This is a genomic window from Bradyrhizobium sp. CCBAU 65884, from assembly GCF_028128835.1.
Taxonomy (GTDB): domain Bacteria; phylum Pseudomonadota; class Alphaproteobacteria; order Rhizobiales; family Xanthobacteraceae; genus Bradyrhizobium; species Bradyrhizobium ottawaense.
On sequence record NZ_LBJU01000121.1, the window covers coordinates 25,613 to 51,045 of the forward strand.

Annotated in this window: 19 protein-coding genes; 16 read left to right on the forward strand and 3 right to left on the reverse strand. The window is 65.8% G+C overall.

All coding sequences use genetic code 11. The annotated features are described in order from the left end of the window. Positions 1-12 precede the first annotated feature (12 nt). The 14 genes from mraY (at position 13) to ligA (ending at position 20,012) form a co-directional block, all read left to right on the forward strand. Positions 13-1,116, forward strand: a complete 1,104-nt coding sequence (gene mraY, locus XI03_RS22080) for a phospho-N-acetylmuramoyl-pentapeptide-transferase (RefSeq protein ID WP_018318673.1) — start codon at positions 13-15, stop codon at positions 1,114-1,116. Between the two features lie 7 nt (positions 1,117-1,123). Continuing rightward, entirely contained in the window at positions 1,124-2,521 is a 1,398-nt protein-coding gene (gene murD / locus XI03_RS22085; RefSeq protein WP_271593336.1) for a UDP-N-acetylmuramoyl-L-alanine--D-glutamate ligase, read from the forward strand. 215 nt (positions 2,522-2,736) lie between these two features. After that, positions 2,737-3,888 carry a putative lipid II flippase FtsW gene (gene ftsW / locus XI03_RS22090; RefSeq protein ID WP_028145532.1) on the forward strand — a complete coding sequence of 384 codons (1,152 nt, stop codon included), beginning with the start codon at positions 2,737-2,739 and terminating at the stop codon, positions 3,886-3,888. Between the two features lie 208 nt (positions 3,889-4,096). Further along, positions 4,097-5,197 carry an undecaprenyldiphospho-muramoylpentapeptide beta-N-acetylglucosaminyltransferase gene (gene murG, locus XI03_RS22095; RefSeq protein ID WP_152102499.1) on the forward strand — a complete coding sequence of 367 codons (1,101 nt, stop codon included), beginning with the start codon at positions 4,097-4,099 and terminating at the stop codon, positions 5,195-5,197. Positions 5,198-5,318: 121 nt separating this feature from the next. After that, on the forward strand, positions 5,319-6,722 hold the full coding sequence (gene murC, locus XI03_RS22100; RefSeq protein ID WP_038971253.1) for a UDP-N-acetylmuramate--L-alanine ligase: 1,404 nt from the start codon (positions 5,319-5,321) through the stop codon (positions 6,720-6,722). A 210-nt stretch (positions 6,723-6,932) separates the two neighbouring features. After that, positions 6,933-7,853 (forward strand): UDP-N-acetylmuramate dehydrogenase, encoded by a 921-nt coding sequence (gene murB, locus XI03_RS22105; RefSeq protein WP_152102501.1) that lies wholly within the window; start codon positions 6,933-6,935, stop codon positions 7,851-7,853. Positions 7,854-7,985: 132 nt separating this feature from the next. Beyond that, on the forward strand, positions 7,986-8,972 hold the full coding sequence (locus XI03_RS22110) for a D-alanine--D-alanine ligase family protein (RefSeq protein ID WP_271593337.1): 987 nt from the start codon (positions 7,986-7,988) through the stop codon (positions 8,970-8,972). Positions 8,973-9,321: 349 nt separating this feature from the next. Next, positions 9,322-10,344, forward strand: a complete 1,023-nt coding sequence (locus tag XI03_RS22115) for a cell division protein FtsQ/DivIB (protein ID WP_271593338.1) — start codon at positions 9,322-9,324, stop codon at positions 10,342-10,344. Next, positions 10,341-11,663, forward strand: a complete 1,323-nt coding sequence (ftsA, locus tag XI03_RS22120) for a cell division protein FtsA (RefSeq protein WP_028145526.1) — start codon at positions 10,341-10,343, stop codon at positions 11,661-11,663. The genes XI03_RS22115 and ftsA overlap by 4 nt, the downstream gene beginning before the upstream one ends. An 87-nt stretch (positions 11,664-11,750) precedes the next feature. Then, the gene (ftsZ, locus tag XI03_RS22125; protein ID WP_028145525.1) at positions 11,751-13,550 is read left to right on the forward strand and encodes a cell division protein FtsZ; all 1,800 of its coding nucleotides are present in this window, start codon (positions 11,751-11,753) and stop codon (positions 13,548-13,550) included. Positions 13,551-13,913: 363 nt separating this feature from the next. Beyond that, positions 13,914-14,876, forward strand: a complete 963-nt coding sequence (gene lpxC, locus XI03_RS22130; protein WP_028145524.1) for a UDP-3-O-acyl-N-acetylglucosamine deacetylase — start codon at positions 13,914-13,916, stop codon at positions 14,874-14,876. A 246-nt stretch (positions 14,877-15,122) separates the two neighbouring features. After that, positions 15,123-16,013 carry an outer membrane protein assembly factor BamD gene (locus XI03_RS22135; RefSeq protein WP_028145523.1) on the forward strand — a complete coding sequence of 297 codons (891 nt, stop codon included), beginning with the start codon at positions 15,123-15,125 and terminating at the stop codon, positions 16,011-16,013. Positions 16,014-16,026: 13 nt separating this feature from the next. Next, positions 16,027-17,697 (forward strand): DNA repair protein RecN, encoded by a 1,671-nt coding sequence (recN, locus tag XI03_RS22140; RefSeq protein WP_271593339.1) that lies wholly within the window; start codon positions 16,027-16,029, stop codon positions 17,695-17,697. A gap of 161 nt (positions 17,698-17,858) precedes the next feature. Continuing rightward, on the forward strand, positions 17,859-20,012 hold the full coding sequence (gene ligA / locus XI03_RS22145) for an NAD-dependent DNA ligase LigA (protein WP_271593340.1): 2,154 nt from the start codon (positions 17,859-17,861) through the stop codon (positions 20,010-20,012). Between the two features lie 167 nt (positions 20,013-20,179). Here ligA and XI03_RS22150 read toward each other — a convergent pair whose 3' ends face one another. Together XI03_RS22150 and XI03_RS22155 are read right to left on the reverse strand one after the other, a co-directional pair. Continuing rightward, on the reverse strand, positions 20,180-21,454 hold the full coding sequence (locus tag XI03_RS22150; protein WP_271593341.1) for a multidrug effflux MFS transporter: 1,275 nt from the start codon (positions 21,452-21,454) through the stop codon (positions 20,180-20,182). 187 nt (positions 21,455-21,641) lie between these two features. Next, the gene (locus XI03_RS22155) at positions 21,642-23,471 is read right to left on the reverse strand and encodes an aminopeptidase P family protein (RefSeq protein WP_271593342.1); all 1,830 of its coding nucleotides are present in this window, start codon (positions 23,469-23,471) and stop codon (positions 21,642-21,644) included. A 186-nt stretch (positions 23,472-23,657) separates the two neighbouring features. Between XI03_RS22155 and XI03_RS22160 the strand changes: the two genes are divergently transcribed. Further along, the gene (locus XI03_RS22160) at positions 23,658-23,837 is read left to right on the forward strand and encodes a hypothetical protein (protein WP_028145518.1); all 180 of its coding nucleotides are present in this window, start codon (positions 23,658-23,660) and stop codon (positions 23,835-23,837) included. Between the two features lie 116 nt (positions 23,838-23,953). Here the strand turns inward: XI03_RS22160 and XI03_RS22165 are convergent, their stop codons facing one another. Further along, a complete protein-coding gene (locus tag XI03_RS22165; protein WP_271593343.1) occupies positions 23,954-24,841 on the reverse strand; it encodes a 50S ribosomal protein L11 methyltransferase in 888 nt (295 codons plus the stop codon). A gap of 163 nt (positions 24,842-25,004) precedes the next feature. Between XI03_RS22165 and XI03_RS22170 the strand changes: the two genes are divergently transcribed. Then, positions 25,005-25,160: a Flp family type IVb pilin gene (locus tag XI03_RS22170; protein ID WP_018322539.1), complete on the forward strand. Its 156-nt coding sequence runs from the start codon at positions 25,005-25,007 to the stop codon at positions 25,158-25,160. Positions 25,161-25,433: the final 273 nt, after the last annotated feature.

The window sequence follows — 25,433 nt, forward strand, 5'->3', positions numbered from 1 at the left end:
AGGACCGTCTGAATGTTTTACTGGCTGATCGAGCTCTCCAACACATTTCCGGGCTTCGGTGCCGTTCGCACCTTCCTGAACGTCTTCCGCTACATCACCTTCCGTACCGGCGGCGCCGTCGTCACCGGCGCGCTGTTCGTGTTCCTGTTCGGGCCCTGGATCATCGATCACTTGCGCATCCGTCAGGGCAAGGGTCAGCCGATCCGGACCGACGGTCCGCAATCGCATCTCGCCAAGAAGGGCACGCCCACCATGGGCGGGCTGATGATCCTGTCCGGCCTCACGGTCGGCACGGTGCTGTGGGCCAATCCGCTCAATCCCTACGTCTGGATCGTGCTGGCGGTGACGCTCGGCTTCGGCTTCGTCGGCTTCTATGACGATTACCTCAAGGTGACCAAGCAGACCACGACCGGGTTCGGCAGCAAGCTTCGCCTGCTGATCGAGGCGGCGATCGCGCTGGTGGCCTGCTATGCGCTGGTGCGGCTGAACCGCGATCCCGCATCGACCGCGCTGACGATTCCGTTCCTGAAGGACACCGTGCTGCATTTCGGCTGGTTCTTCGTCATCTTCGGCGCCTTCGTCATCGTCGGCTCCGGCAATGCGGTGAACCTCACCGACGGGCTCGACGGCCTCGCCATCGTTCCCGTGATGATCGCGACCGCGAGCTTCGCGATGATCGCCTATCTCGCTGGCAATGCGGTGTTTGCCGAATATCTGCAGATCAAATATGTCGCCGGCACCGGCGAGCTCGCGGTGCTCTGCGGTGCACTGCTGGGCGCCGGCCTCGGCTTCCTCTGGTTCAACGCGCCGCCCGCCTCGATCTTCATGGGCGACACCGGCTCGCTCGCGCTCGGCGGCATGCTGGGTGCCATCGCGGTCGCGGTGAAGCACGAGATCGTGCTCGCGGTGATCGGTGGCCTGTTCGTGCTGGAGGCGGTCTCCGTCATCGTGCAGGTGGTCTCGTTCAAGCTCACCGGCAAGCGTATCTTCCGGATGGCGCCGATCCATCACCATTTCGAGCAGCTCGGCTGGACCGAGCCGCAGATCGTGATCCGCTTCTGGATCATCTCGGTGATGCTGGCGCTGGCCGGTCTCTCCACGCTGAAGCTGCGGTGATCGATCGATGATCCCCGTCACGTCCTTTGCCGGCAAGACCGTCGCGGTGTTCGGCCTCGGCGGCTCGGGGCTCGCCTCCTGCCACGCGCTGAAGGCCGGCGGCGCCGAGGTGATCGCCGCCGACGACAACGCCGAGAACGTCGCCAAGGCCGCGCAGGCCGGCTTCATCACCGCAGATTTGCGCAACGTGTCCTGGGCGAATTTCGCAGCCCTGGTGCTCGCGCCCGGCGTGCCGCTGACCCATCCGGTACCGCACTGGAGCGTGCTGAAGGCACGCGAGTCAGGCGTTGAGGTGATCGGCGACATCGAGCTGTTCTGCCGCGAGCGGCGACGCCATGCGCCGGATGCGCCGTTCGTCGCGATCACCGGCACCAATGGCAAGTCGACCACGACGGCGCTGATCGCGCACCTCACGAAAGTCGCCGGCTACGATACCCAGATGGGCGGCAATATCGGCACCGCGATCCTGTCGCTGGAGCCGCCGCGCATGGGCCGCGTTCACGTCATCGAGATGTCGTCCTACCAGATCGACCTCACGCCCTCGCTCGATCCCTCCGTCGGCATCCTGCTCAATGTCAGCGAGGACCACATCGATCGCCACGGCACCATCGCGCACTACGCTGCGGTGAAGGAGCGCCTCGTTTCGGGCGTACAGGCACGCGGCACCGCGATCGTCGGCGTCGACGACGGCTTCTGCCGCGACATCGCCGACCGGCTCGACCGCGCCGGCAAGACCGTCGTGCGGATCTCCGTCAAGAACCCTCTGGCTTCAGGCATCCATGTCGAGCACGGCAATATCGTGCGCACCGCGGGCGGCGCCCGCAGCGAGATCGCAAAGCTCGGCGGCATCGGTTCGCTGCGCGGCCAGCACAATGCGCAGAACGCGGCTTGCGCGGCCGCAGCTGCGCTCGCAATGGGCATCAGCCAGGATGTGCTGCAGAACGGCCTGCGCAGCTTTCCGGGCCTCGCGCACCGCATGGAGCAGGTCGGCCGCCGCGGCAACGTGCTGTTTGTCAATGACTCCAAGGGCACCAATGCGGATGCCACCGCACATGCGCTGTCGTCCTTCGCCGACATCTTCTGGATCGCCGGCGGCAAGCCGAAGGCCGGCGGCATCACTGGCCTGACCGGCTACTTCCCGCGCATCCGAAAAGCCTATCTGATCGGCGAAGCCGCGCAGGAGTTTTCGGGAACGCTGGGCCCAGTCGCGCACGAAATCAGCCAGACGCTTGACGTCGCCGTCGAGCACGCCGCGCGCGAGGCGGAAGCCTCGGGTCTCGTCGATGCCGTCGTGCTGCTCTCGCCCGCCTGCGCCTCCTTCGACCAGTACCGCAACTTCGAAATCCGCGGCAGCAAGTTCCGCGAACTGGTGCAGGCGCTGCCGGGCGTGAAGCCGGTGGTGTAGCGAGTTCTCGTGTCCCGGACGCGCGTAGCGCGAGCCGGGACCCAGCTGCTAGGCCTCCGGCTCTGCAGCGCACCCTAATAGCGCGCGTAAACGCGCTTATGGCGCTGCGCTGCGTCCGGGGCACGAGACTGTGCACAACTTCATCCACTTCCTTAACCCCCCGGTAACCAACCTCGGCGACCAATGGACCGACCTCTGTCCGAAAGCGGCCGCCCATGCTCTCCCGTGAAGAACGCACCCCCTTTTCCGAGTGGTGGTGGACCGTCGACAAGCCGCTGATGGGCGCCATTTTGGCGCTGATGCTGACCGGGGTGATCCTGTCGCTGGCGGCGAGCCCGCCGGTTGCGACCCGTATCGGGCTTGATCCCTTCCACTTCTTCAGCCGCCACGTGATGTTCCTTCTCCCGTCCTGCCTGGTGCTGCTCGGGGTCTCCTTCCTGTCGCCGCGCGCGATCCGCCGCTCGGCGCTGATCATCTTCGCGGCCAGCATCATCCTGATCGTGCTGACACTCGCGATCGGGCCCGAAGTGAAGGGCTCGCGGCGCTGGATCACGCTGCTCGGCGTCAACATCCAGGCTTCTGAAATCGCAAAGCCGTCGTTCGTCGTCATCGCCGCCTGGTTGTTCGCGGAATCGACCAAGCGGCCGGAGATGCCGGCGACCTCGATGGCGCTGGTGCTTCTCATGATGCTGGTCGCGCTGCTGGTGATGGAGCCGGATTTCGGCCAGACCATGCTGATCCTGATGGTGTGGGGCTCGCTGTTCTTCATCGCGGGCATGCGCATGATCTGGGTGTTCGGCCTCGCGGGTCTCGGTGCGGCCGGTCTGTTCAGCGCCTATTTGTTCGTCCCGCATGTCGCGGGCCGCATCAAGCGCTTCATGAACCCGGCCTCGGGCGACACCTTCCAGGTCGATACCGCCATGGAAGCCTTCTACAACGGCGGCTGGTTCGGGCTCGGACCGGGCGAGGGCATCGCCAAGCGCAGCCTGCCGGACAGTCACACCGACTTCGTGTTCGCGGTCGCGGCCGAAGAGTTCGGCATCATCCTGTGCCTGGCGATGCTGACGCTGTTCGCCTTCGTCGTCATCCGCACGCTGTCGCGCGCCTATGCCAATGAGGACATGTTCTCGCGCTTCGCGGCTTCCGGCCTTGCCATCCTGTTCGGCGTGCAGGCGGCGATCAATATGTCAGTGAACCTCCAGCTGATCCCCGCCAAGGGCATGACGCTGCCGTTCATCTCCTATGGCGGCTCCTCGATCGTGTCGCTCGCCTATGGCGTCGGCATGATGCTGGCGCTGACGCGCCTGCGCCCACGCACCGAGGTCGAGGCCAGCGGCCACGCCGACGCGATGCGGAGTTACGCCTGACCGCTCTCGTGTCCCGGACCAGTTCCGCGAAGCGGAGCGCAGAGCCGGGACCCAGAATGCCGCACCAATCGCCCCGGTTCAGCAGCGCACCACGCTGAACTGGACGATGCTTCGCATCGCCAGGAGCGCGCTGCGCTGCGCCCCGGGGCACGAACACCTTCGTAGCCGGCTCGCAATGACGGAAAACTCCCGGTAAAACTCCCCCACCATGAACAATTCCCCCCTGATTCTTCTCGCCGCGGGCGGCACTGGCGGCCATCTGTTTCCGGCCGAGGCACTCGGCGTCGAACTGATCCGGCGTGGCTTTCGCGTCCGCCTCGTCACGGATGAACGCGCGCTGCGTTACAGCGGGCTGTTCACCAAGGACATGATCGACGTTGTCGCGAGCGAGACCGCACGCGGCCGCAATCCGCTCCAGCTCGCCTATGCCGGCCTCACGCTCGCTGCCGGCACGCTGTCCGCCTACGCCCTGATCAAGCGCTTGAAGCCTGTCGCCGTCGTCGGTTTTGGCGGCTATCCGACGCTGCCGCCGCTGGTCGCTGCGAAATTCGCCGGCGTGCCCGGCATCATCCACGACGCCAACGCCGTGCTCGGCCGCGCCAACCGGTTCCTCTCGAGCCGCGTGCGCGCCATCGCGACGTCGTTGCCCGGCGTGCTCGACCGCGATCCGGCACTCTCCGGCAAGACCACGACGGTCGGCACGCCGATGCGGCCGGCGGTGCTTGCCGCGGCTGCCGTGCCTTACGCCGCGCCCGAGGTGAACGGCCCGCTGCGCCTGCTCGTCGTCGGCGGCAGCCAGGGCGCGCGCATCATGGCCGACATCGTGCCCGGCGCGATCGAGCGGCTCGAGCCTGCGCTGTGGGGCCGTATTGTCCTCACCCAGCAGGTGCGGGACGAGGACATGGCGCGTGTGCGCGCTGTTTACGACAAGCTCAAGATCAAGGTCGAGCTGGCGCCGTTCTTCACCGATTTGCCGGCACGGCTTGCCTCCAATCATCTCGTGGTATCGCGCTCCGGCGCCGGGACAGTGGCAGAGCTCGCGGCGATCGGCCGGCCCTCGATCCTGGTGCCGCTGCCCGGCTCGATCGACCAGGACCAGTTCGCCAATGCCGGCGTGCTGGTCAAGGTGGATGGCGCGATCCGCATCCCGCAGGCCGAGTTCAGCTCCGACCGGCTGGCCTCCGAAATCTCCGCCTTCGCCGCCGAGCCCGCGCGCCTTGCCGCCATGGCGCAGGCCGCCCGCGGCGCCGGCCGGCTCGACGCCGCCGAGCGACTGGCCGATCTGGTGGTCAAAGTCGCGGGAATCTGACGCGAAAAAGCCCTTGTCTTCGCCTTCTAAAGCGGGGCATCCAGTAAGAACGGCGCGGCTGATTTGGCCGTGACCTTCGCCAGATACCGCCGTTTCAGGCGGCGAGGTCAGGGAACAGAGCATGAGACTGCCGCGCGAGATCGGACCCATCCACTTCGTCGGGATCGGCGGAATCGGCATGAGCGGGATCGCCGAGGTGCTGGTCAATCTCGGTTATGCCGTGCAGGGCTCGGACGCCTCCGACAATTACAATCTCGATCGTCTGCGCAAGAAGGGCGCAAAGGTCTCGGTCGGCCACAGGGCCGAGAATGTCGATGGCGCCGAGGTCGTCGTGGTCTCGACCGCGATCAAGCGTGACAATCCGGAACTGATGGCGGCGCGCGAGCGGCGCATTCCCGTGGTGCGCCGCGCCGAGATGCTGGCCGAGCTGATGCGGCTGAAGAGCTGCGTCGCGATCGCCGGCACCCACGGCAAGACCACGACGACCACGATGGTCGCAACGCTGCTCGACGCCGGCGGTCTCGATCCCACCGTCATCAACGGCGGCATCATCAATGCCTATGGCTCCAATGCGCGCCTTGGCGCGGGCGACTGGATGGTGGTGGAAGCCGACGAGAGCGACGGCACGTTCCTGAAGCTGCCGACGGATGTCGCGATCGTCACCAATGTCGACCCCGAGCATCTCGATCACTTCAAGACCTTCGAGGCCGTGCAGGACGCGTTCCGCCATTTCGTCGAGAACCTGCCGTTCTACGGCTTCGCGGTGATGTGCATCGATCACCCGGTCGTGCAGAGTCTCGTTGGCAAGATCGAGGACCGCCGCATCGTCACGTACGGCGAAAATCCGCAGGCCGATGTGCGGCTGGTCGATCTGACCCCGATGGGCGGCGGATCGAAATTCAAGGTCGCGTTCCGCGATCGCAAGACCGGCGCCGTGCACGAGATCGCCGACCTCATGCTGCCGATGCCGGGACGCCACAACGCCTCCAACGCGACGGCCGCGATTGCGGTCGCGCGTGAGCTCGGCGTGTCCGACGAAGCGATCCGCAAGGCGATCGCCGGCTTCGGCGGCGTCAAGCGCCGCTTCACCAAGACCGGCGAATGGAACGGCGTCACCGTGATCGACGATTACGGTCATCACCCCGTGGAAATCGCGGCGGTGCTGAGGGCGGCGCGCGATTCCTTCACTGGCAAGATCATCGCCGTGGTGCAGCCGCATCGCTACACCCGCCTGCAATCGTTGTTCGAGGAATTCTGCACCTGCTTCAACGATGCCGATGCGGTTGTCGTCGCCGACGTCTATGCCGCCGGCGAAGCGCCGATCGACGGCATCGACCGCGATCATTTCGTGACGGGCCTGCGCGCGCATGGCCATCGCGAGGTGATTCCACTGCCGGCATCCTCCGAGCTCGCGGGCATCGTCAAGGCATTGGCGAAGTCCGGCGATCTCGTCGTGTGCTTAGGGGCCGGCAACATCACGCAATGGGCGTATGCGCTGCCGGACCAACTGAAGGCGCTGGGATAGGGCGGTGATTTTGATTTCACTATTCACCACGGTGCACGCTGCGCTCCCTCCCCCCTTGCGGAGGAGGGCGGGGGAGAGGGGTGGCCCCGGGCGAGCTCTGAGTTCGTGGCTACCCCCCTCCCTGACCTCGAGAGCGAGCTTCGCTCGCCTCGGACCCCGCAAGGGGGGAGGGAACGGAGAGATTGTGCCTTCTTCACTTGAGGAAGTGGCATGAGCTTTCCCGACATCACGCCCGAGCTCAAAGCCGCGATGCCGGAGCTGCGCGGGCGGCTGCTGGCCAACCAGTCGCTGGCCGAGCTGACCTGGTTTCGCGTCGGCGGCCCTGCCCAGGTGCTGTTCACGCCGGCGGATGAGGACGATCTCGCTTACTTCCTCGCGCATCTTGCGCCCGACATTCCCGTCTACGTCGTCGGTGTCGGCTCCAATCTGATCGTGCGCGACGGCGGCATTGCGGGCGTCGTGATCCGGCTGGCGCCGCGCGCCTTCGGCGAGGCCAGCGCCAGCGGCGATATCGTCACTGCCGGTGCTGCCACGCTCGACAAGCGCGTGGCGGAGGTGGCCGCGTCGGCCAATATCGGCGGGCTCGAATTCTACTTCGGCATTCCCGGCACGATCGGCGGCGCGCTGCGCATGAATGCCGGCGCCAATGGCGGTGAGACCAAGGACGTGCTGGTCGAAGCGCGCGGCGTCGGTCGCGACGGCAGCAAGCACACCTTCTCCAATGCCGACATGAAGTTCGTCTACCGCAACAGCGGCGTCGATCCCTCCATCATCTTCACCTCCGGGCGGTTTCGCGGCGAGATCAAGGATGCCGATGCGATCCGCGCGCGCATGGCGGAGGTGCAGACGCATCGCGAGACCGCACAGCCGATCCGCGAAAAGACCGGCGGCTCGACCTTCAAGAACCCGCCCGGCCATTCCGCCTGGAAGCTGGTCGATGCCGCCGGCTGCCGCGGCTTGCGCGTCGGCGGCGCGCAGGTCTCCGAGATGCACTGCAATTTCCTGATCAACACGGGCGATGCCACCGCACACGACATCGAGACGCTGGGCGAGACCGTGCGCGAACGCGTGAAGGCAAATTCCGGAATTGAGCTACACTGGGAAATCAAGCGGATCGGGGTTTCCGTGTGAGTGTCATTCCGGGGCGCGACGCAGTCGCGAGCCCGGAATCCATAACCCCGGCTCGTGGTTATGGATTCCGGGCCTGCGCCTTACGGCGCATCCCGGAATGACGACGACTGGCTAGGATAGGTAACAAAAGACATGCGCATCACCATCCTCTTCGGCGGCTCCAACCGCGAGCGTCTGGTTTCGGTCGCCTCGGCCCAGGCCCTGCATCAGGCATTGCCCGAGGCCGATCTGTGGTGGTGGGATGTCGAGGACAAGGTGCATGTGGTGCAGTCGAAGCAACTGCTCGAACATGCCCGCCCCTTCGAGGACGAGTTCAAGCCCGGAACGCGCGGCATCCCGCTGGAGCAGGCACTCGACCGGGCGAAGGCGGAAGGTCGCGTCCTGGTGCTCGGCCTGCATGGCGGGCGCGCCGAGAACGGCGAATTGCAGGTGATGTGCGAAGCGCGCGGCGTGCCTTTCACCGGCTCTGGCTCGGCCTCCTCGCATCTGGCCTTCGACAAGATCGCGGCCAAGCATTTCGCCGCGCTTGGCGGCGTGACGTCACCGGCAAACATAGCGCTCGACGAGATCGACGAGGCATTTGCCGAATACGGCAGGCTGATCGCAAAGCCGGCGCGCGACGGATCGAGCTACGGCCTGATCTTCGTCAACGCCAAGCAGGATCTCGTCGCCGTCCGCAACGCGGCCAAGCACGAAGAGTACGTCATCGAGCCCTACATCGCCGGCGTCGAGGCGACCTGCGGCGTGCTGGAGCGCACCGATGGTTCGATCATGTCGCTGCCGCCGATCGAGATCATTCCGGGCGAGGGCAATTTCGATTACGCTGCAAAATATCTCCTGAAGTCGACCCAGGAGATCTGCCCGGGCCGTTTCGCACCCGAGATCACCGCCGCGCTGAAGGCCCAGGCGATGCTGGCGCACCGCGCGATGTCCTGCGCCGGCTATTCCCGGTCGGACTTCATCGTCTCGGACAAGGGCCTCATCTATCTCGAGACCAACACGCTGCCCGGGCTGACCAAGTCCTCGCTCTACCCCAAGGCGCTGAAAGCCGAGGGCATCGAATTCGTCGACTTCCTGCGCGGCCTGGTGGAGCTCGCCGGGCAGCGCGTGCGGAAATAATTAGGACTGGTTAACGGCCGAATCGGCGAAACGGGCCGGTTTGGGGTCCAAAACCGGTAAAATGCCGGACATCGCGGCATAAATGCCTCACATCGCGGGGCAAAATGCGCCGGACGTTAACGAACTTTACCTTTTGTTTACCAGGACGTCCGAAGGTTAACGCTGGCGGCGCATATGGCGCTTTGGCTGCCGGCGCGTGAGCTCTCGGGGGTGACGTCACCTCCAGCGAACGCTTTGAAGGGGAGAGGCTTCTTCTGCTGAAGACCAGCACCCGGCCCGGCACGTCGAAGACGTCATGTTCGCCAGGATCCGCGCGATGTCGCGGGCAAACTGTTGACGAGCTCGTGCAATGGATGGAGCAGGAAGCCTCACCCGGTCGCTTTTCAGATCGCTGAGGCCCCAAGCCGACCTGAAGGCGGCCGCTGTCGGAGCGGTCGTGCTTCTGCGCGAGTGGCTGCAGGACAAGCGCCAGCAAAGACTTCACGCCGCCCGTGCTGCCGCCAAGATCAAGGCCAAGGCCATCGTCGAGCGTGAGCCGCCGCCGCGCGTGGTCGCGCTGATCGAGCGCTATCTGCCGCGCCGGGTCGGGATCAGCATGACCGTGCTGCTGCTGATCGGAAGCTGCGGTTTCGGCATCGTCAAGGGCGGCCATCTCCAGGATTTCATCACCGCGGTCAGCGATGCCCGCAACGCGCTGGCCAATTCCGCCGGCTTCCGCATTACCTCCGTCGTGATCAATGGCCGCAAGCAGCTCACCCAGGACGAGATCCTGGCGATCGGCGGCGTCAGCGGCCGTTCCTCGCTGCTGTTCCTCGATGCTGACGCGGTGCGCGACAAGCTCAAGGGCAATCCGTGGATCGCCGATGCGACCGTGCTGAAGCTCTATCCGGGCCAGCTGATGATCGAGCTCACCGAGCGCAAGCCATTCGCGCTGTGGCAGGAGGCCGGCCGGCTCTCGGTGATCGCCGATGACGGCGCCGTGCTCGAACCCTATGTCTCGCGCCGCTTCCTGTCGCTGCCGCTCGTGGTCGGCAAGGGCGCCGAGAGTCAGGCCCGCGATTTCCTCGCGCTGCTGGCGCGCTATCCGCAGGTCAACTCGATCACCAAGGCCGCGATCTTCGTCGGCGAGCGGCGCTGGAACCTGAGGCTCAAGGACGGTCTCGACATCCGCCTGCCCGAGCAGGACGTCGGCAACGCGCTGGCGATGCTGTCCAAGCTCGACAAGGAGGGCAGGCTGTTCTCGCGCGACATCGTCGCCGTCGACATGCGCCTGCCCGATCGTCTGGTGGTGCAGCTGTCCGAGGACGCCGCCAAGGCGCGCGAGGAGCTGTTCAAGGACAAGAAGAAAAAGAAGGCCGGGGACGCCGCATGACCGGTCTCGATCGCACCCAGACGCCGAAGACGCGCCCGATGCCGCACAAGCGCGGCGGCCTCGTCGCCTGTCTCGACATCGGCACCAGCAAGATCGCCTGCATGATCGCGCGGCTGAAGCCGTCACCGCCGAGCGAGGCGCTGCGCGGCCGCACCCATGCGGTGGAACTGATCGGTTACAGCCAGATCCAGTCGCGCGGCATGAAGGCCGGGGCGGTGATCGACCTTACCGAATGCGAGCAGGCCGTGCGCCAGGCCGTCGCGCTCGCGGAGAAAATGGCCAAGGTGCGGGTCGAGTCCGTGCTGCTCTCGGTCTCCGGCGGCCGGCTTTCCGGCCAACTGGTCGAGGCCGCCGCCGACATCCGTGGTGGCGCCGTGACGCAGGCCGATGTCAGCCGCGTCACCTCGACCGGCATGCGTCACGCCACCGGCGAAGGCCGCACCGTGCTGCACGCGCTGCCGGTCGGCTACACGCTCGACGGCGTCAAGGGTATCCGCGACGCCCGCGGCATGGTCGCCCATCAATTCGGCGTCGACATGAACGTCGTCACCTGCGACGCCACCGTGGCGCGGAACCTGATGCTGGCGGTCGAACGCTGCCACATCAATGTCGAAGCCATGGCGGCGAGCCCATATGTCGCCGGATTGTCGGTGCTGACCGACGACGAGGCCGATCTCGGCGCAGCGGTCGTCGAGATGGGCGCCGGCACCACCACGATTGCCGTTTATTCGGGCGGCCGTTTCGTGCATGCGGCGGGTTTTGCGGTCGGCGGGCAACACATCACGATGGATCTGGCGCGGGGACTCTCCGCGACCATTGCCGATGCCGAGCGAATCAAGACGTTATACGGGACCGTCATCACCGGCGGATCGGACTCGCGTGAGCTGATGTCTGTGCCGACAGCCGGTGACGAGCAGGATCTGCCGCAGATCGTCTCTCGCGCCACCATCGCCAACATCGTCAAGCACCGTGCCGAGGAAGTCTTCGAAATGGTTCGGGACAAGCTGAAGGATTCGCCCTTCGCCTCAGAGCCCAACGGCCGGGTCGTACTCTCGGGCGGCGCCTCGCAGCTGACCGGCCTCGTCGAACTCGGCACCCAGATTCTCGGCCGGCCCGTGCGGGTCGGACGTCCGCTCGGCTTCGGCCGGCTGCCCAACGAGGCGAAGAACGCCGCGTTCGCGGTGCCCGCCGGACTCCTCGTCTACCCGCAATATGTTCACCACGAACATGTCGAACCGCGGCATACGCGGCAGCAGGTCAGGACAGGGACCGGCGGTTATTTCGGAAAGGTCGGACGATGGCTACGCGAGGGCTTCTGATGATTCATTTCCGCAATTCCCGACTTTCACCAACTCCCGCGGCCGCCGGCCGGGGCGAACCCACGCGCACGTGATCGAGAGGCAAACATGACCATCAGCATCAACGTTCCTGATATTCACGAGTTGAAGCCCCGGATCACCGTGTTCGGCGTCGGCGGCGCCGGTGGCAACGCCGTCAACAACATGATCACGGCGGGCCTCCAGGGCGTCGACTTCGTGGTCGCCAACACCGACGCGCAGGCGCTGACGATGTCGAAGGCGCAGCGCATCGTGCAGATGGGCACGGCGGTCACGCAAGGCCTCGGCGCCGGCTCGCAGCCGAACGTCGGCGCGGCGGCGGCGGAAGAGGTGATCGACGAGCTGCGCGACCATCTCTCGGGCGCCAACATGGTGTTCGTCACCGCGGGCATGGGCGGCGGCACCGGTACCGGTGCAGCTCCCGTGATCGCCAAGACCGCGCGCGATATGGGCATCCTCACCGTCGGCGTCGTGACCAAGCCCTTCCACTTCGAGGGCGGCCGCCGCATGCGCACGGCGGAAGCCGGCATCAACGAGCTTCACAAGGTCGTGGATACGCTGCTGATCATCCCGAACCAGAACCTGTTCCGGGTCGCCAACGAGAAGACCACCTTCGCCGACGCCTTCGCGATGGCCGACCAGGTGCTGTACTCGGGCGTTGCCTGCATCACTGACCTGATGGTCAAGGAAGGCCTGATCAACCTCGACTTCGCCGATGTGAGGGCGGTGATGAGGGAAATGGGCAAGGCGATGATGGGCACCGGCGAAGCCTCCGGCGACAAGCGGGCGCTGACCGCCGCCGAAGCCGCGATCGCCAACCCGCTGATCGACGATAGCTCGATGAAGGGTGCCAAGGGCCTCCTCATCTCCATCACCGGCGGCAAGGACCTCACCCTGTTCGAGGTCGACGAAGCCGCGACCCGTATCCGCGAGGAAGTCGACCAGGACGCCAACATCATCGTCGGCGCCACCTTCGACGAAGCGCTCGACGGCCTGATCCGCGTCTCCGTCGTTGCCACCGGCATCGAGCAGGCCGCGATCGCCCGCAACAGCCAGGCGACCTCCGCCCCGGTTGCGAACGCGGCGCCGCAGGCGCAGCAGGCGCCCGCAGTTCCGGCCGTCGCCGCCGAGAGCCGTCTTGCCGACCTGACCGCGCGGCTCCGCGCCGACAATCAGCGTATGGCTGAGCGCGCCCAGAAGCTGGAAGGCCAGATTCCGGCCGCAGCCCCGGTCGCTGCCGCGCCGATGGCGCCCCGTCCGAATGTCGAGCGCGCCGCGCTGGCCGCCATCGCCGCCGCCGTTGCGGAGGTCCCGCAGGCGCCCGCGCCGATGCAGACCTATGGTGACGTCACCGTGCGCCCGATCGCGCAGAAGCCGACGCTGTTTCCGGAGCCCGACATGGCCCCGGTCGCGATGCAGGAGCCGATGACGCCGGAAAACTTCATCCCGCCGCAGGCCGAGCGTGCGCCGGTCCGTGCGCCGCGTATGCCGCGCCTCGATGAGCTGCCGATGCCGGCCCAGGCCGAGATTCGCCAGGCCCGCGGCGAGGTCGAGGAGGAGACTCCGCAGAAGACCCGCCTGTCGCTGCTGCAGCGCCTCGCCAATGTCGGCCTCGGCCGTCGCGACGAGGAAAGCGAGCCGCCGGTCGCGGCCCGCACCGCCGGTCCCGCGATGCCGCCGCTGCCCGAGCGCCGGCAGCAGAAGACCGTGGCGCAGCAGATCGCGTCGAGCGAGCCGGTATCCGAGTATGCCCGCCGTCCCGCGCCGCAGGGGCTGGACATGCACGGCCGTCCGGCGCCTGTTGCGCCGGCGCCACAGGGCGACGACCATCTTGATATCCCGGCCTTCCTGCGGCGGCAGGCGACCTGAGGATTGTTACAATAAGGCAGACGAAAAAAGGTCCCGGCAACAAGCTTGCCGGGACCTTTCCTTTTGTCCCGTGCATATCCGGATTGCGCAGACAAGCAACTGATTTTAAATAATTAATTACGTGTTTGGGTGTTCAGTCAAACTGCCGGAAGCGACCCGAAACCCCGGCGCAATTTGGTTAAGCCTTGGCGCGAATACGGCAGGTTTGGGGTAACAATCGGTAAAAAAGCGTGAGTTGGCGCTGTTTGAGGCAGTGACTATGGTTTGCCGTGACTTGGGGATACGGATTCGCAGGAGCTCGGCACTGGCCGGCCAAGTGGGTCTCGTATAAGTCGCAGTGGGTCGTAGTGGGGCGGGTTCCTGATGAAATTTAGCCGGCAAACAACGCTTCGTGCGCAAGCCTCCGTGGCAGGCGTGGGCGTTCATTCCGGTCTTCCCGTCACTCTCACCCTTGGGCCTGCGCCTGTCGACGCGGGTTTTATTTTTGTCCGCACCGGCCTCGAGGGAAGTGATCGCGAAGTTCAGGCGACCGCCGAGCAGGTGATCGCGACCGACTTCGCTACCGTCCTCGGCGATCGCAACGGTCCGCTGGTGTCCACCGCCGAGCACGTGCTTGCTGCACTGCGGGGTATGGGTGTCGACAACGCCACCATCGAGATCGATGGTCCCGAAGTGCCGATCATGGACGGCAGCGCGGCGGCCTTCATTGCGGCGATCGACCAGGCCGGCATCGTTACCCAGCCGGCACAGCGCCGCTTCATTCAGGTTTTGAAGCCGATCTCGGTCAAGATCGGCGACTCCTTCGGCGAGATCAGGCCCTTTGCCAACGGGTTCTGCGTCGAGGTCGAGATCGATTTCACCAATCCCGTCATCGGCCAGCAGAGCTACGCCTTCGACCTCAATCCGGAGCGTTTCCGCCGCGAAGTCGGCCGGGCCCGGACCTTCGGTCTGATGAGCGACGTCGCGCGGCTTTGGAGCGCGGGCTATGCCCTCGGCGCTTCCTTCGACAACACCGTCGTGTTCGACGACGAGCGGCTGCTCAACACCGAGGGCCTGCGCTACGCCGACGAATGCGCCCGCCACAAGGTGCTGGACGTGATCGGCGACCTGTCGCTGGCCGGCCTGCCGCTGCTTGGCGCCTATCGCTCGGTGCGTGGCGGCCACAAGCTCAACCACGCTGTCCTGACCGCGCTGCTCGCCGACCGTACCGCCTGGCGGGTGGTCGAGGGCGAGGCGGCCCGCCGCACCACGCGTCCTGTGGGCGAGGTCGGTCGCGGTATCGTCGGCGGCCGGATCGCTGCGGCCTACGGGCCGGACGTGTCCTGAACAGAGTTGTTGCCGCCGGCCTCAGGCAGCGGCTTACCCCGGGGAAACTCCTGGTAACCATGATCGGCTAGGATTGCGGCACGTTCGCCTTAATCCGGGCGGAATGCCTGCCTATCCGGTTGGTTAAAGATCGCTTTTCGGATACATCGGCGTGGTCGCATGGCAGGCACCACGGTTACATTTCGCGCCCATGACGGGGTTCATGGGCTGGCGGCACCGCATCACAGGGCGTCAGGGCTTAAACTCATGTCGGCACAGCGTACGACGCGCGGATATTTCTCGGTCTCGTCGCGGGCCCGTGGGCTGCTGCAGGCCGTGACCTTCATGTTGCTCGCGCTGCCGCTGGCCGGCTGCGGCACCGGCTCGCTCTGGGACAAGTTCACCGCCAAGGACGACACCTTCGTCGAGGAGCCCGCCGACAAGATCTACAATGAGGGCCTGTACCTCATGAACGAGAAGAAGGACATGAAGGCGGCGAACAAGAAGTTCGAAGAGGTCGACCGCCAGCATCCTTATTCCGACTGGGCCCGCAAATCGCTGCTGATGTCGGCTTATGCGTCCTATCAGGGCGGCGACTTCGACGGCTGCATCGGCGCCGCCACCCGCTATGTCACACTGCATCCCGGCAGCCCGGATGCGGCCTACGCGCAATATCTGATCGCCGCTTCCCATTACGACCAGATTCCGGACATCAGCCGCGACCAGGCCCGCACCGAGAAGGCGATCGCCGCCCTCGAAGAGGTGGTGCGCAAATATCCGAACTCGGAATACGCCACGTCCGCCAAGGCCAAGATCGAGGGTGCGCGCGACCAGCTTGCCGGCAAGGAAATGAATGTCGGCCGCTATTACGCGCAGAAGCGCGACTACACGGCGGCGATCAACCGCTACAAGACCGTCGTCACGCAGTACCAGACCACCCGCCATGTCGAGGAAGCGCTGTTCCGGCTGACCGAGGCCTATATGGCGATCGGCATCGTCGGGGAGGCGCAGACCGCGGCGGCCGTGCTTGGGCACAATTTTCCTGACAGCCGCTGGTACAAGGACGCCTATAATCTTGTAAAATCCGGCGGTCTCGAACCGAGCGAGAATCAGGGGTCTTGGATCAGCCGGACCTTCAAGAAGATGGGTCTCGGCTAGGAAATTTGGTTCCATGCTGGCGCGTCTGTCGATCCGTGACATCGTCCTGATCGAACGGCTCGATATCGAATTCGCCACCGGCCTCGCGGTTTTGACCGGCGAAACCGGTGCGGGCAAATCCATCCTGCTCGATGCCTTTGCGCTCGCACTCGGCGGCCGCGGCGACGCCGGCCTCGTGCGCCACGGCGTGGAGCAGGGGCAGGTGACCGCCGTATTCGATGTCCCCAAGAATCACCCCGCGACGAAGATCCTTGCCGAGAACGGCCTGGATGACACCGGCGAGATGATCTTGCGCCGCGTGCAGCTCGCCGACGGCCGCACCCGGGCCTTCATCAACGACCAGTCGATCAGCGTGCAGACCCTGAAGGCGGTCGGCGCCGCCCTGGTCGAGATCCACGGCCAGCATGATGAGCGCGCGCTGGTCGACGCCGCCACCCACCGCCGCCTGCTCGACGCGTTCGCCGGCCTGGAGAAGGACGTTGCCGCGGTCGAATCGCTCTGGGACGCACGCCGGACTGCCAATACCGCGCTGGAGGAGCATCGCGCCGGCATGGAGCGCGCCGCGCGCGAGGCCGACTATCTACGCCACGCCTCCGCCGAACTGAAGCAGCTTGCGCCCAAGGACGGCGAGGAGACCTCGCTCGCCAACCGCCGCACCACCATGATGCAGGGCGAGAAGATCGCCTCCGATTTGCGCGAGGCGCAGGAGGCTGTCGGTGGCCACCATTCGCCGGTCTCGACGCTGTCGGCAGCGGTACGACGACTGGAACGCCGCGGCGTCAATTCGCCGGCGCTGGTCGAGCCCGCCGTGAAGGCGATCGACATGGCGATCAACGCGCTGGAGGAAGCCGACCAGCATCTGCAGGCGGCACTCGCGGCGACCGATTTCGATCCGGCCGAGCTCGAACGTATCGAGGAGCGCCTGTTCGCGCTGAGGGCCGCCTCGCGCAAATATTCGACGCCGGTCGACGGGCTCGCCGCGCTGGCCGCCAAATACGCCGCCGACGTCGTGCTGATCGATGCCGGCGCCTCGCGGCTGAAAAAGCTGGAGCAGGCCGCGATCGAGGCAGATAGCCGCTATGCCGCCGCCGCCAAGAAGCTGTCGCTGGTGCGGCAGAAATCGGCGGAAAAGCTCAACAAGGCGGTCAACGCCGAGCTGGCGCCGCTCAAGCTCGAACGCGCAAAGTTCATGACCCAGGTCGCGACCGATGAGGCAACTCCGGGACCGCAAGGCTTCGACCGCGTCGAGTTCTGGGTGCAGACCAATCCGGGCACCAAGCCGGGACCGATGATGAAGGTTGCCTCGGGCGGCGAGCTGTCGCGCTTCCTGCTGGCGCTCAAGGTCGTGCTGTCCGACCGCGGCTCGGCGCCGACGCTGGTGTTCGACGAAATCGACACCGGCGTGGGCGGTGCGGTCGCCGACGCCATCGGTGGGCGCCTGGCGCGGCTTGCCGGCAAGGTGCAGGTGATGGCCGTGACCCACGCCCCGCAGGTCGCCGCCCGCGCCGACCAGCACCTCCTGATCTCCAAGGACGCCCTCGACAAGGGCAAGCGCGTCGCCACCCGGGTCAATGCGCTGGCCGCCGACCACCGCCGCGAGGAAATCGCCCGCATGCTGGCCGGCGCCGAGATCACGGCCGAGGCGAGGGCGGCGGCCGAGAGGCTGCTCAAGGCGGCAAGTTAGACCTCGTGTCCCGGACGCGCATAGCGCGAGCCGGGACCCAGAATGCCGCCGCATGGGCCCCGGCTCTGCAGTGCACCGCTGAAGAAGCGCAGCACTGCGTCCGGGGAACAAGTCCTCCGCCCATCTTTACCCTTCCGCCCGCTCCGTCGTATCCAAGCACCATGGCCAGAGCAGCAAAATCCAAAGCAACACCGCTTCGCGACGTCGCCGACCTCACCAAGGCCCAGGCCAAGGTCGAGCACATGCGGCTGGCGCTTGAAATCGAGGGGCACAACGAGCGCTACTATCAAGAGGACGCGCCCACCGTCACCGACGCCGAGTACGACGCGCTGCGCCAGCGCTTCAACGCGATCGAGAAGCGCTTTCCTGAATTCGTCACCTCGGACTCGCCCTCGCAGAAGGTCGGCGCGGCGCCGTCAGGCCGCTTCAAGAAGGTTCGGCACTCCGTTCCGATGCTGTCGCTCGACAACGCCTTTGCAGAAGAGGACGTGCGCGACTTCGTCGGCCGCATCGTGCGCTTCCTGAAGCTCGACGACGACAAGGTCAACTTCTCCGCCGAGCCGAAGATCGACGGCCTCTCGATGTCGTTGCGCTACGAGGGCGGCGAGCTCGTCACCGCGGCGACGCGCGGCGACGGTGCGGTCGGCGAGGATGTCACCGCCAACATCCGCACGCTCGAAGACGTGCCGCAGAAGCTGAAAGGGCGCAACGTGCCCGACATCTGCGAGGTCCGCGGCGAGGTCTACATGACCAAAAAGGCGTTCCTCGCGCTCAACGAGCGGCAGAAGGCGGCCGGCGACACCATCTTTGCCAACCCGCGCAATTCGGCCGCCGGTTCGCTCCGGCAGAAGGACCCGACCATCACCGCCTCGCGCCCCCTCGGCTTCTTCGCCTATGCGTGGGGGCAGATGAGCGCGATGCCGGAAGGCACGCAGAGCGGCATGATCGGCTGGTTCGAGCGCTGCGGCTTCAAGACCAATCCGCTGACCAAGCTGTGCCACTCCGTCGAGGAGCTGGTCGCGTTCCACCAGAGCATCGAGGAAGAGCGCGCCGAGCTCGACTACGATATCGATGGCGTCGTCTACAAGGTCGATCGCATCGACTGGCAGGAGCGGCTCGGCTTCGTCTCGCGCACGCCGCGCTGGGGCATCGCGCATAAATTCCCGGCCGAGCGGGCCATGACTGTGCTGCGCGACATCGAGATTCAGGTTGGTCGCACCGGCTCGTTCACGCCGGTCGGCAAGCTCGAACCGGTCGGCGTCGGCGGTGTGATCGTGCAGAACGTCACGCTGCACAACGAGGACTATATCAAGGGCATCGGCAACAAGGGCGAGGTGCTGCGCGAGGGGCGCGACATCAGGATCGGCGACACCGTGGTGGTCCAGCGCGCCGGCGATGTGATCCCGCAGATCGTCGACGTCGTCCTGGACAAGCGGCCGAAAGGCGCCAGGGAATTCTCTTTCCCGAAGAAGTGTCCGTGCCCGCTCCACACCGACGTCGTCCGCGGCGCAACCGCCGCCGGCGAAGAGGAATCCCGCGCCCGCTGCAGCGGCGAGTTCGCCTGCCCCTATCAGAAGATCGAACACCTGAAGCTGTTCGTCTCGCGCCGTGCTTTCGACATCGACGGTTTAGGGGAGAAGCAGCTGCAGTATTTCTTCGACGAGGGATGGGTCAAGGAGCCCGCCGACATCTTCACGCTGGAGAAGCGCAACGCGAAGCTGAAGCTCGAGGAGATCGAAGGCTACGGCGCGACCTCGGTGCGCAACCTGTTCGGCGCCATCGAGTCTCGGCGCACAATCGCGCTCGAGCGCTTCATTTATGCGCTCGGCATGCGTCATGTCGGCGAGACCACTGCGCTGGCGCTGGCACGCGGCTACGGCTCGTGGGACGCCTTCCACGATGCCTGCCTCAAGGTCGCCAAGGGCGACGAGGAGGCGATGGCCGAGATGGACGCGCTCGACCAGATCGGCGACACCGTGATCAAGAGCATCGCCGATTATTTCGGCGAGAGCCACAACCGCGGCATCGTCGAGCGGCTGACCAAGGAAGTCGAGATCGTCGACGCCGAGAAGCCGAAGAGCAACTCGGCCGTCGCCGGCAAGACGGTGGTGTTCACGGGCTCGCTGGAGAAGATGACGCGCGACGAGGCCAAGGCCACAGCGGAGCGGTTGGGCGCCAAGGTCTCAGGCTCGGTGTCGAAGAAGACCGATCTCGTCGTCGCCGGCCCCGGCGCGGGCTCGAAGCTGGCCGAGGCCAACAAGCACGGCGTCAAGGTGCTGACCGAGGACGAGTGGCTGACGCTGATCGGGGAGTGAGGGTTCGCGCTTTGCGCCACACACTCCGCCGTCATTCCCCGCGAAGGCGGGGAATCCAGTACGCCGCAGCCTATCCGTATCCCCGCAGCGTCTCTGGAATACTGGATCCCCCGCCTTCGCGGAGGATGACACCGAGCGTGTCGTGAAAGCCGTCGCATAGCGAAAGCTCACATCATCCCGCTCTCTTCCTCTTCCGCCTGCTCGATCAGTGCCTCGCTCACCACCACTTCGCGGCGGGGGACGACGAAGATCATCACGCAAGCACAGAGCAGCGAGATCGCGAGGACTGCGCCGGTGAGCGGCAGCGTCGTTGCGGAGTGGCCGCCGAGATAGGCCCCGAATTGCGACATCAGCGCGCCGATGCCCTGCTGTAGAAAGCCCATCGTGCCGGAGGCGGTGCCGGCGGCCTCGGGGCGGATGCTGATGGCGCCGGCGGCCGAATTCGCCATCACGAAGGCATTGCCGGCCATCACGATCATCTGCGTGCCGAACAGCCAGGCCGGGGCCTCGTTCCAGCCGATGATACTCCACAGCAGGTTCGCAAGGCTGCCGGCGAGTTGGAGGGCGAGCCCGAACCAGATCAGTTTTTCCAGCGAATGCCGCGGCGCAAAGCGTACGCAGAGCAGGTTTCCGACGAGAAACGCAAAGCCCGAGGTCGCGAACCAGGCGCCGTATTCGGCGCTGCTGCGGCCCATCTGCGTCACCACGATGTAGGGGCCGCCGCCTGCGAAGGTGAAGATGATCTGCGAGGCCAGCACCTGGCACATCACATAGCCGACGAAGGCGCGGTTGCGGATCAGGATGCCGACGTCGCCACGGAAGCCGCTGCCGGCGGCGCGACTGCGCCGCGTTTCGGGCAGCGCCACCGCGATGCCGACGGCGACAATGATCGCGGCGATGGTGATGGCGTAGAAGATCGCGCGCCAGCCGAACGCGGTCTCGATCAGGCCGCCGGTGAGCGGGGAAACCATCTGCCCGATCATCAGCGCCGCGACCACGAGGCTGATCATTGAGGCGACGCGGTCGCGCTCGTAGATGTCGCGGATGATGGCACGGCTGATCACCATGCCGGAGGCGCCGCCGAGCGCCTGGAAAAAGCGTGCGGCGATCAATTGCGGCAAGGTCTCGGCGAAGATGCACGCGACGCTGGCCACGACCATCAGCGCCAGCCCTCCGAGCAGCACCGGACGCCGTCCGAATCGGTCCGACAGCGGTCCCATGATCAGCTGCGACAGCGCGATGCCGACCATGTAGAGCGACACCGTCATCTGCGCGATCGAGATGTCGCTGCCGAAATTCGTCGCCAGCACCGGCAGTGCCGGAACCAGGATGTAGAGCGAGATCGGCGCGACTCCGGTCATCACGACCAGCAACAGCAGCACCAGGCGCGACGTCGCGAGGTTCGCCGCCGCTCCCGGCGGCTTGCTGATCATGCCGTGCATTGTGTCCGTCTTTCGAGTTCGGATCGACTGTAGCGCGCTCGCGCAAGACGGATATCGGCGTTTCGGAATGCGGCTATACGGATTCCGGGATGGTTATGCTGGAGGCGCGATATTCGCTTTAGCCTCCGTGTCGGGAAACAGCGTTGCGCATACGGCGTAGCGCCATGCGCGCTGCGGCAGGGTGACCCTACGCCTTCAGCTCCGCCGTCGCCTGATCGAGCCAGGCCTGCGTCGCCTCGTCCAGCGCGGGCCGCACCTCGGTCCGGACGCGCGCGTGGTAGGCATTGAGCCAGCCGAGTTCGTCGCGGCTCAGCATCGCGACATCGATGAGGCGGCGGTCGATCGGCGCTAGCGTCAGCGTCTCGAACGCGTTCATCGGCTTCTCGGCGCCCTTGATGTCGGCGGCCACCACCAGCTCCAGGTTCTCGATGCGGATGCCGAAACCGTCGGTCTTGTAATAGCCGGGCTCGTTGGAGAGGATCATGCCGCGCTTCAGCGGCGTGGTACCGAGCTTCGAGATCCGCGCCGGCCCTTCGTGCACCGAGAGATAGCTGCCGACGCCGTGACCGGTGCCGTGCTCGAAATCGACGCCGGCGGCCCAGAGGTATTGCCGTGCCAGCGTATCGAGCTGCGCGCCCGTGGTGCCGTCCGGAAAGACGGCGCGCGCGATCGCGATATGGCCGCGCAGCACGCGGGTGAAGCGGTCGCGCATCTCAGCGGTGGGTTCGCCCACCGCCATGGTGCGCGTGACGTCGGTGGTGCCGTCTTCGTACTGCGCGCCGGAATCGATCAGCAGCAGGTCGCCGGGTGCGATCCGCCGGTTGCTCTTGCGGGTGACGCGGTAGTGCACGATGGCGCCGTTCGGGCCGGTGCCCGAGATGGTGGGAAACGACACGTCCCTCAGCGCGCCGGTGTCGCGGCGGAATGTCTCCAGCGCCTCGACCGCGTCGATCTCCGTGAGCTTGCCGCTCGCGGCCTCGCGGTCGATGAAGGCGAGGAAGCGCGCCAGCGCCACGGCGTCGCGCCGATGCGCCGTCTGCGTGCCTTTGATCTCGGTGGCGTTCTTGACCGCCTTGAGCAGTGCAATCGGATCGCTACCGCGCACCGGCTTGCCGCCGGCCCCCGCGATCAGCCGGCTGAGTGCGTCGGCCGCGGTGGCGCTGTCGAGCGCAATCGATCCGCCGCTCTTGGCGAGCGCCATCAGCGTCGGCGCCATCGCATCGGGCTCGCGCACGTCGGCGGACTGCTCGAGATGGTCGCGCGTCAGGTTGGAGAGTTTTCGGTGGTCGATGAAGATGGTTGGACGGCCGTCCTTCGGCACCAGCGCATAGGACAGCGGCAACGGGGTGTGGGCGACGTCGGCCCCGCGGATGTTGAAGGTCCAGGCCACCGCGTGGCTGTCCGACAGCACCAATGCGTCGGCGCCGAGCTTGCCGATCTCGTTTCGGATCTGCGTCAGCTTCTCGGCTTCAGTGACGCCGGCATTCTGCAGGCTGTGCACGGCGACGGGGGCGAGTGGTGGCTGCGGGCGGTCCTGCCAGATTGCGTCGATTGGATTGCTGTCGACCGCGACGAGCTCGGCGCCGGCCCTGGCGCATGCGGCGGACAGGCGCTCGGCTGCCGCAAAAGTGTGCAGCCACGGATCAAATCCGAGGCGGTCACCGGCTTTCAGATGCGCGGACACCCAGCTCTCCGGCGGCGGGTCGATCAGCGATTCCACGGCCCAGGCCTTTGCGTCGACCTGCTTGGCGGCCTGAAGCGTGTAGCGGCCGTCGACGAACAATGCGGCCTCCTGGGTCAGCGCCACCGCGAGGCCCGCCGAGCCCGTGAAACCGGTCAGCCAGGCCAGCCGCTCTTCCGACGGCGGCACATATTCGTTCTGCTGCTGATCGGCGCGCGGGATCACGAAGCCGGTCAGCTTGCGGCGGGCGAGTTCTTCGCGAAGTGCGGCGAGCCGTGCCGTCAATGCGACGCCGGCCTCCGGCTCCTCGAATGTCTGGAAGTGTGCTTCGAACATGGTGGATCACTTTAGGATCATGGGGACGAGTCCGCAATCTGGACGCATTCGCGTCGCATCTGGCATGGACTGTGCTTGAATGGTTCCATTCGAATTGAGTGGAGTAAAGGATGCGGCAGTTGCGCTTCGTCCGGATGACAGGGAAATTCGAGCAGGTGGTTCATCTCAACGGCGAGGGGACACACGATGCCAGCATTCACGTTTGAGAAGATTACGCCGCCAGTGCGTCGCACCCCGACTGCGGCGGCTCCGAAGAAGCCGCGCGGCGTCATGCGCCAGATGATCGACCGTATCGCCGAGCGCCGCGCGAAGCGTACCTTGCAGGATGAGCGCGCGCTGCAGCGGGATGAGAAGGCAGCAGAGTAGCGGCATCGATGATGCCGTAGGGTGGGGCAAAGGCGCGTAGCGCCGTGCCCACCATCTTCTATTCGAGGGCGAGATGGTGGGCACGCTTGCGCTTTGCCCACCCTACGGCGCTTCGCTCAATCCACCTTCCGCAGCAACAGGCTGCTCCACCCCTCGATCCGCAGATGCTTCAACGGCACGAGGCCGCGCGCGCGGTAGGCGGCGATCACGGCGGGGGCCTGGTGTGTCAACAGGCCGGAGAGGATGACGCGTCCGCCGGGCGCGAGATGCCGCGCCATCGGGCCCGCCAATTGCCTGAGCGGGTTGGCGAGGATGTTGGCCAGCACCAGGTCGAACGGACCGGCCTTTCCGAAATCCGGGGCGGCGAAGCCGGTCGCGCGGATGACCCGGACCTGGTTGCCGACCTCGTTCATTACCGCGTTCTCGGCCGCCACCCGCACCGACGGCGGGTCGATGTCGGAGGCGAGCACCGCGCGATGCAGGGCCTTGGCGGCCGCGATGCCGAGTACGCCGGTTCCGGTGCCGAGGTCGAGCAGGTTTCTCGGACGGGAACTCTTAAGGACATGGTCAAGCAGCAGTAAACAGCCACGGGTGGTGCCGTGGTGGCCAGTGCCGAAGGCAAGCGCCGCCTCGATCTCGATCGCGAGCTTGTTCGGCGCCACACGATCGCGGTCATGGCTGCCGTGCAGGACGAAGCGCCCGGCCGGGACCGGGACGAGATCTTCCAGGCTGGCCTTGACCCAGTCCTTGGCCTCGACGGTGTCGAAGAGAAGCGTCTCGGCGATCGCATTTCCTGCTGAAGTTGCAACGAGTTCGCGCAGCCAAGCCTGGTCGGGCGCCTCGGCGAAATGGAGCGTGACGTCCCATGGTCCGTCCGGCCGCTCGAAGGCGGCAACCGCCGCATCGCCGTCGAAAAACACCTCGGTGAGCACGTCGACGACGCGCCTGGCGTCGGCCTCGCTGCCGATCGAAAAGCTGGCGCGATGGGTGGGAGAAGGCTGCATTCAGGGTTCCGTTGAGTTCAATTTTTGGAACTTTCGTCGCCAATTTTCCGCATAAGTTGCGGTTCCCCGGTTAACCGGGCTGTAGGTTGCGCCCCGTATCTTTGCGGATGTCGAAGCCAACCAACACAGCTTGGAATTGAAACGGAGACGAGTCTTGAAACGCATGGTTCAAAAGTTCTGGTCGGACGAGTCCGGTGCAACCGCGATCGAGTACGGCCTGATTGCCGCAGGTATCGCTCTGGCGATCATCACCGTGGTGAACAGCCTGGGCGTCACCCTGAACGACAAGTTCACTTCGATTAGCAGCTCCTTGAAGTAATTTCCGCCTCCATTTCCCAGCGGGGGCGATTTTTCTTTGAGGTTATTCCTGATCGTCGCCCGCGAGGGGATACCCCTGGCGGGCGAGGTCGTTTCCGGACGAGCGTTCTCAGTGATCTTCACAAATTGTCCACCGCCTGCCGGGACGCCGTCCACCCGCTTGTCCCGCGATTGTCCACCGGCTTTCCCCAAGTTCGGTCCCGACGTTCTGGCCCATGTATCCTCTGTCTGACCACAGGCCATTCAACAGCCAGTCCACAGCTCATCCACAGAC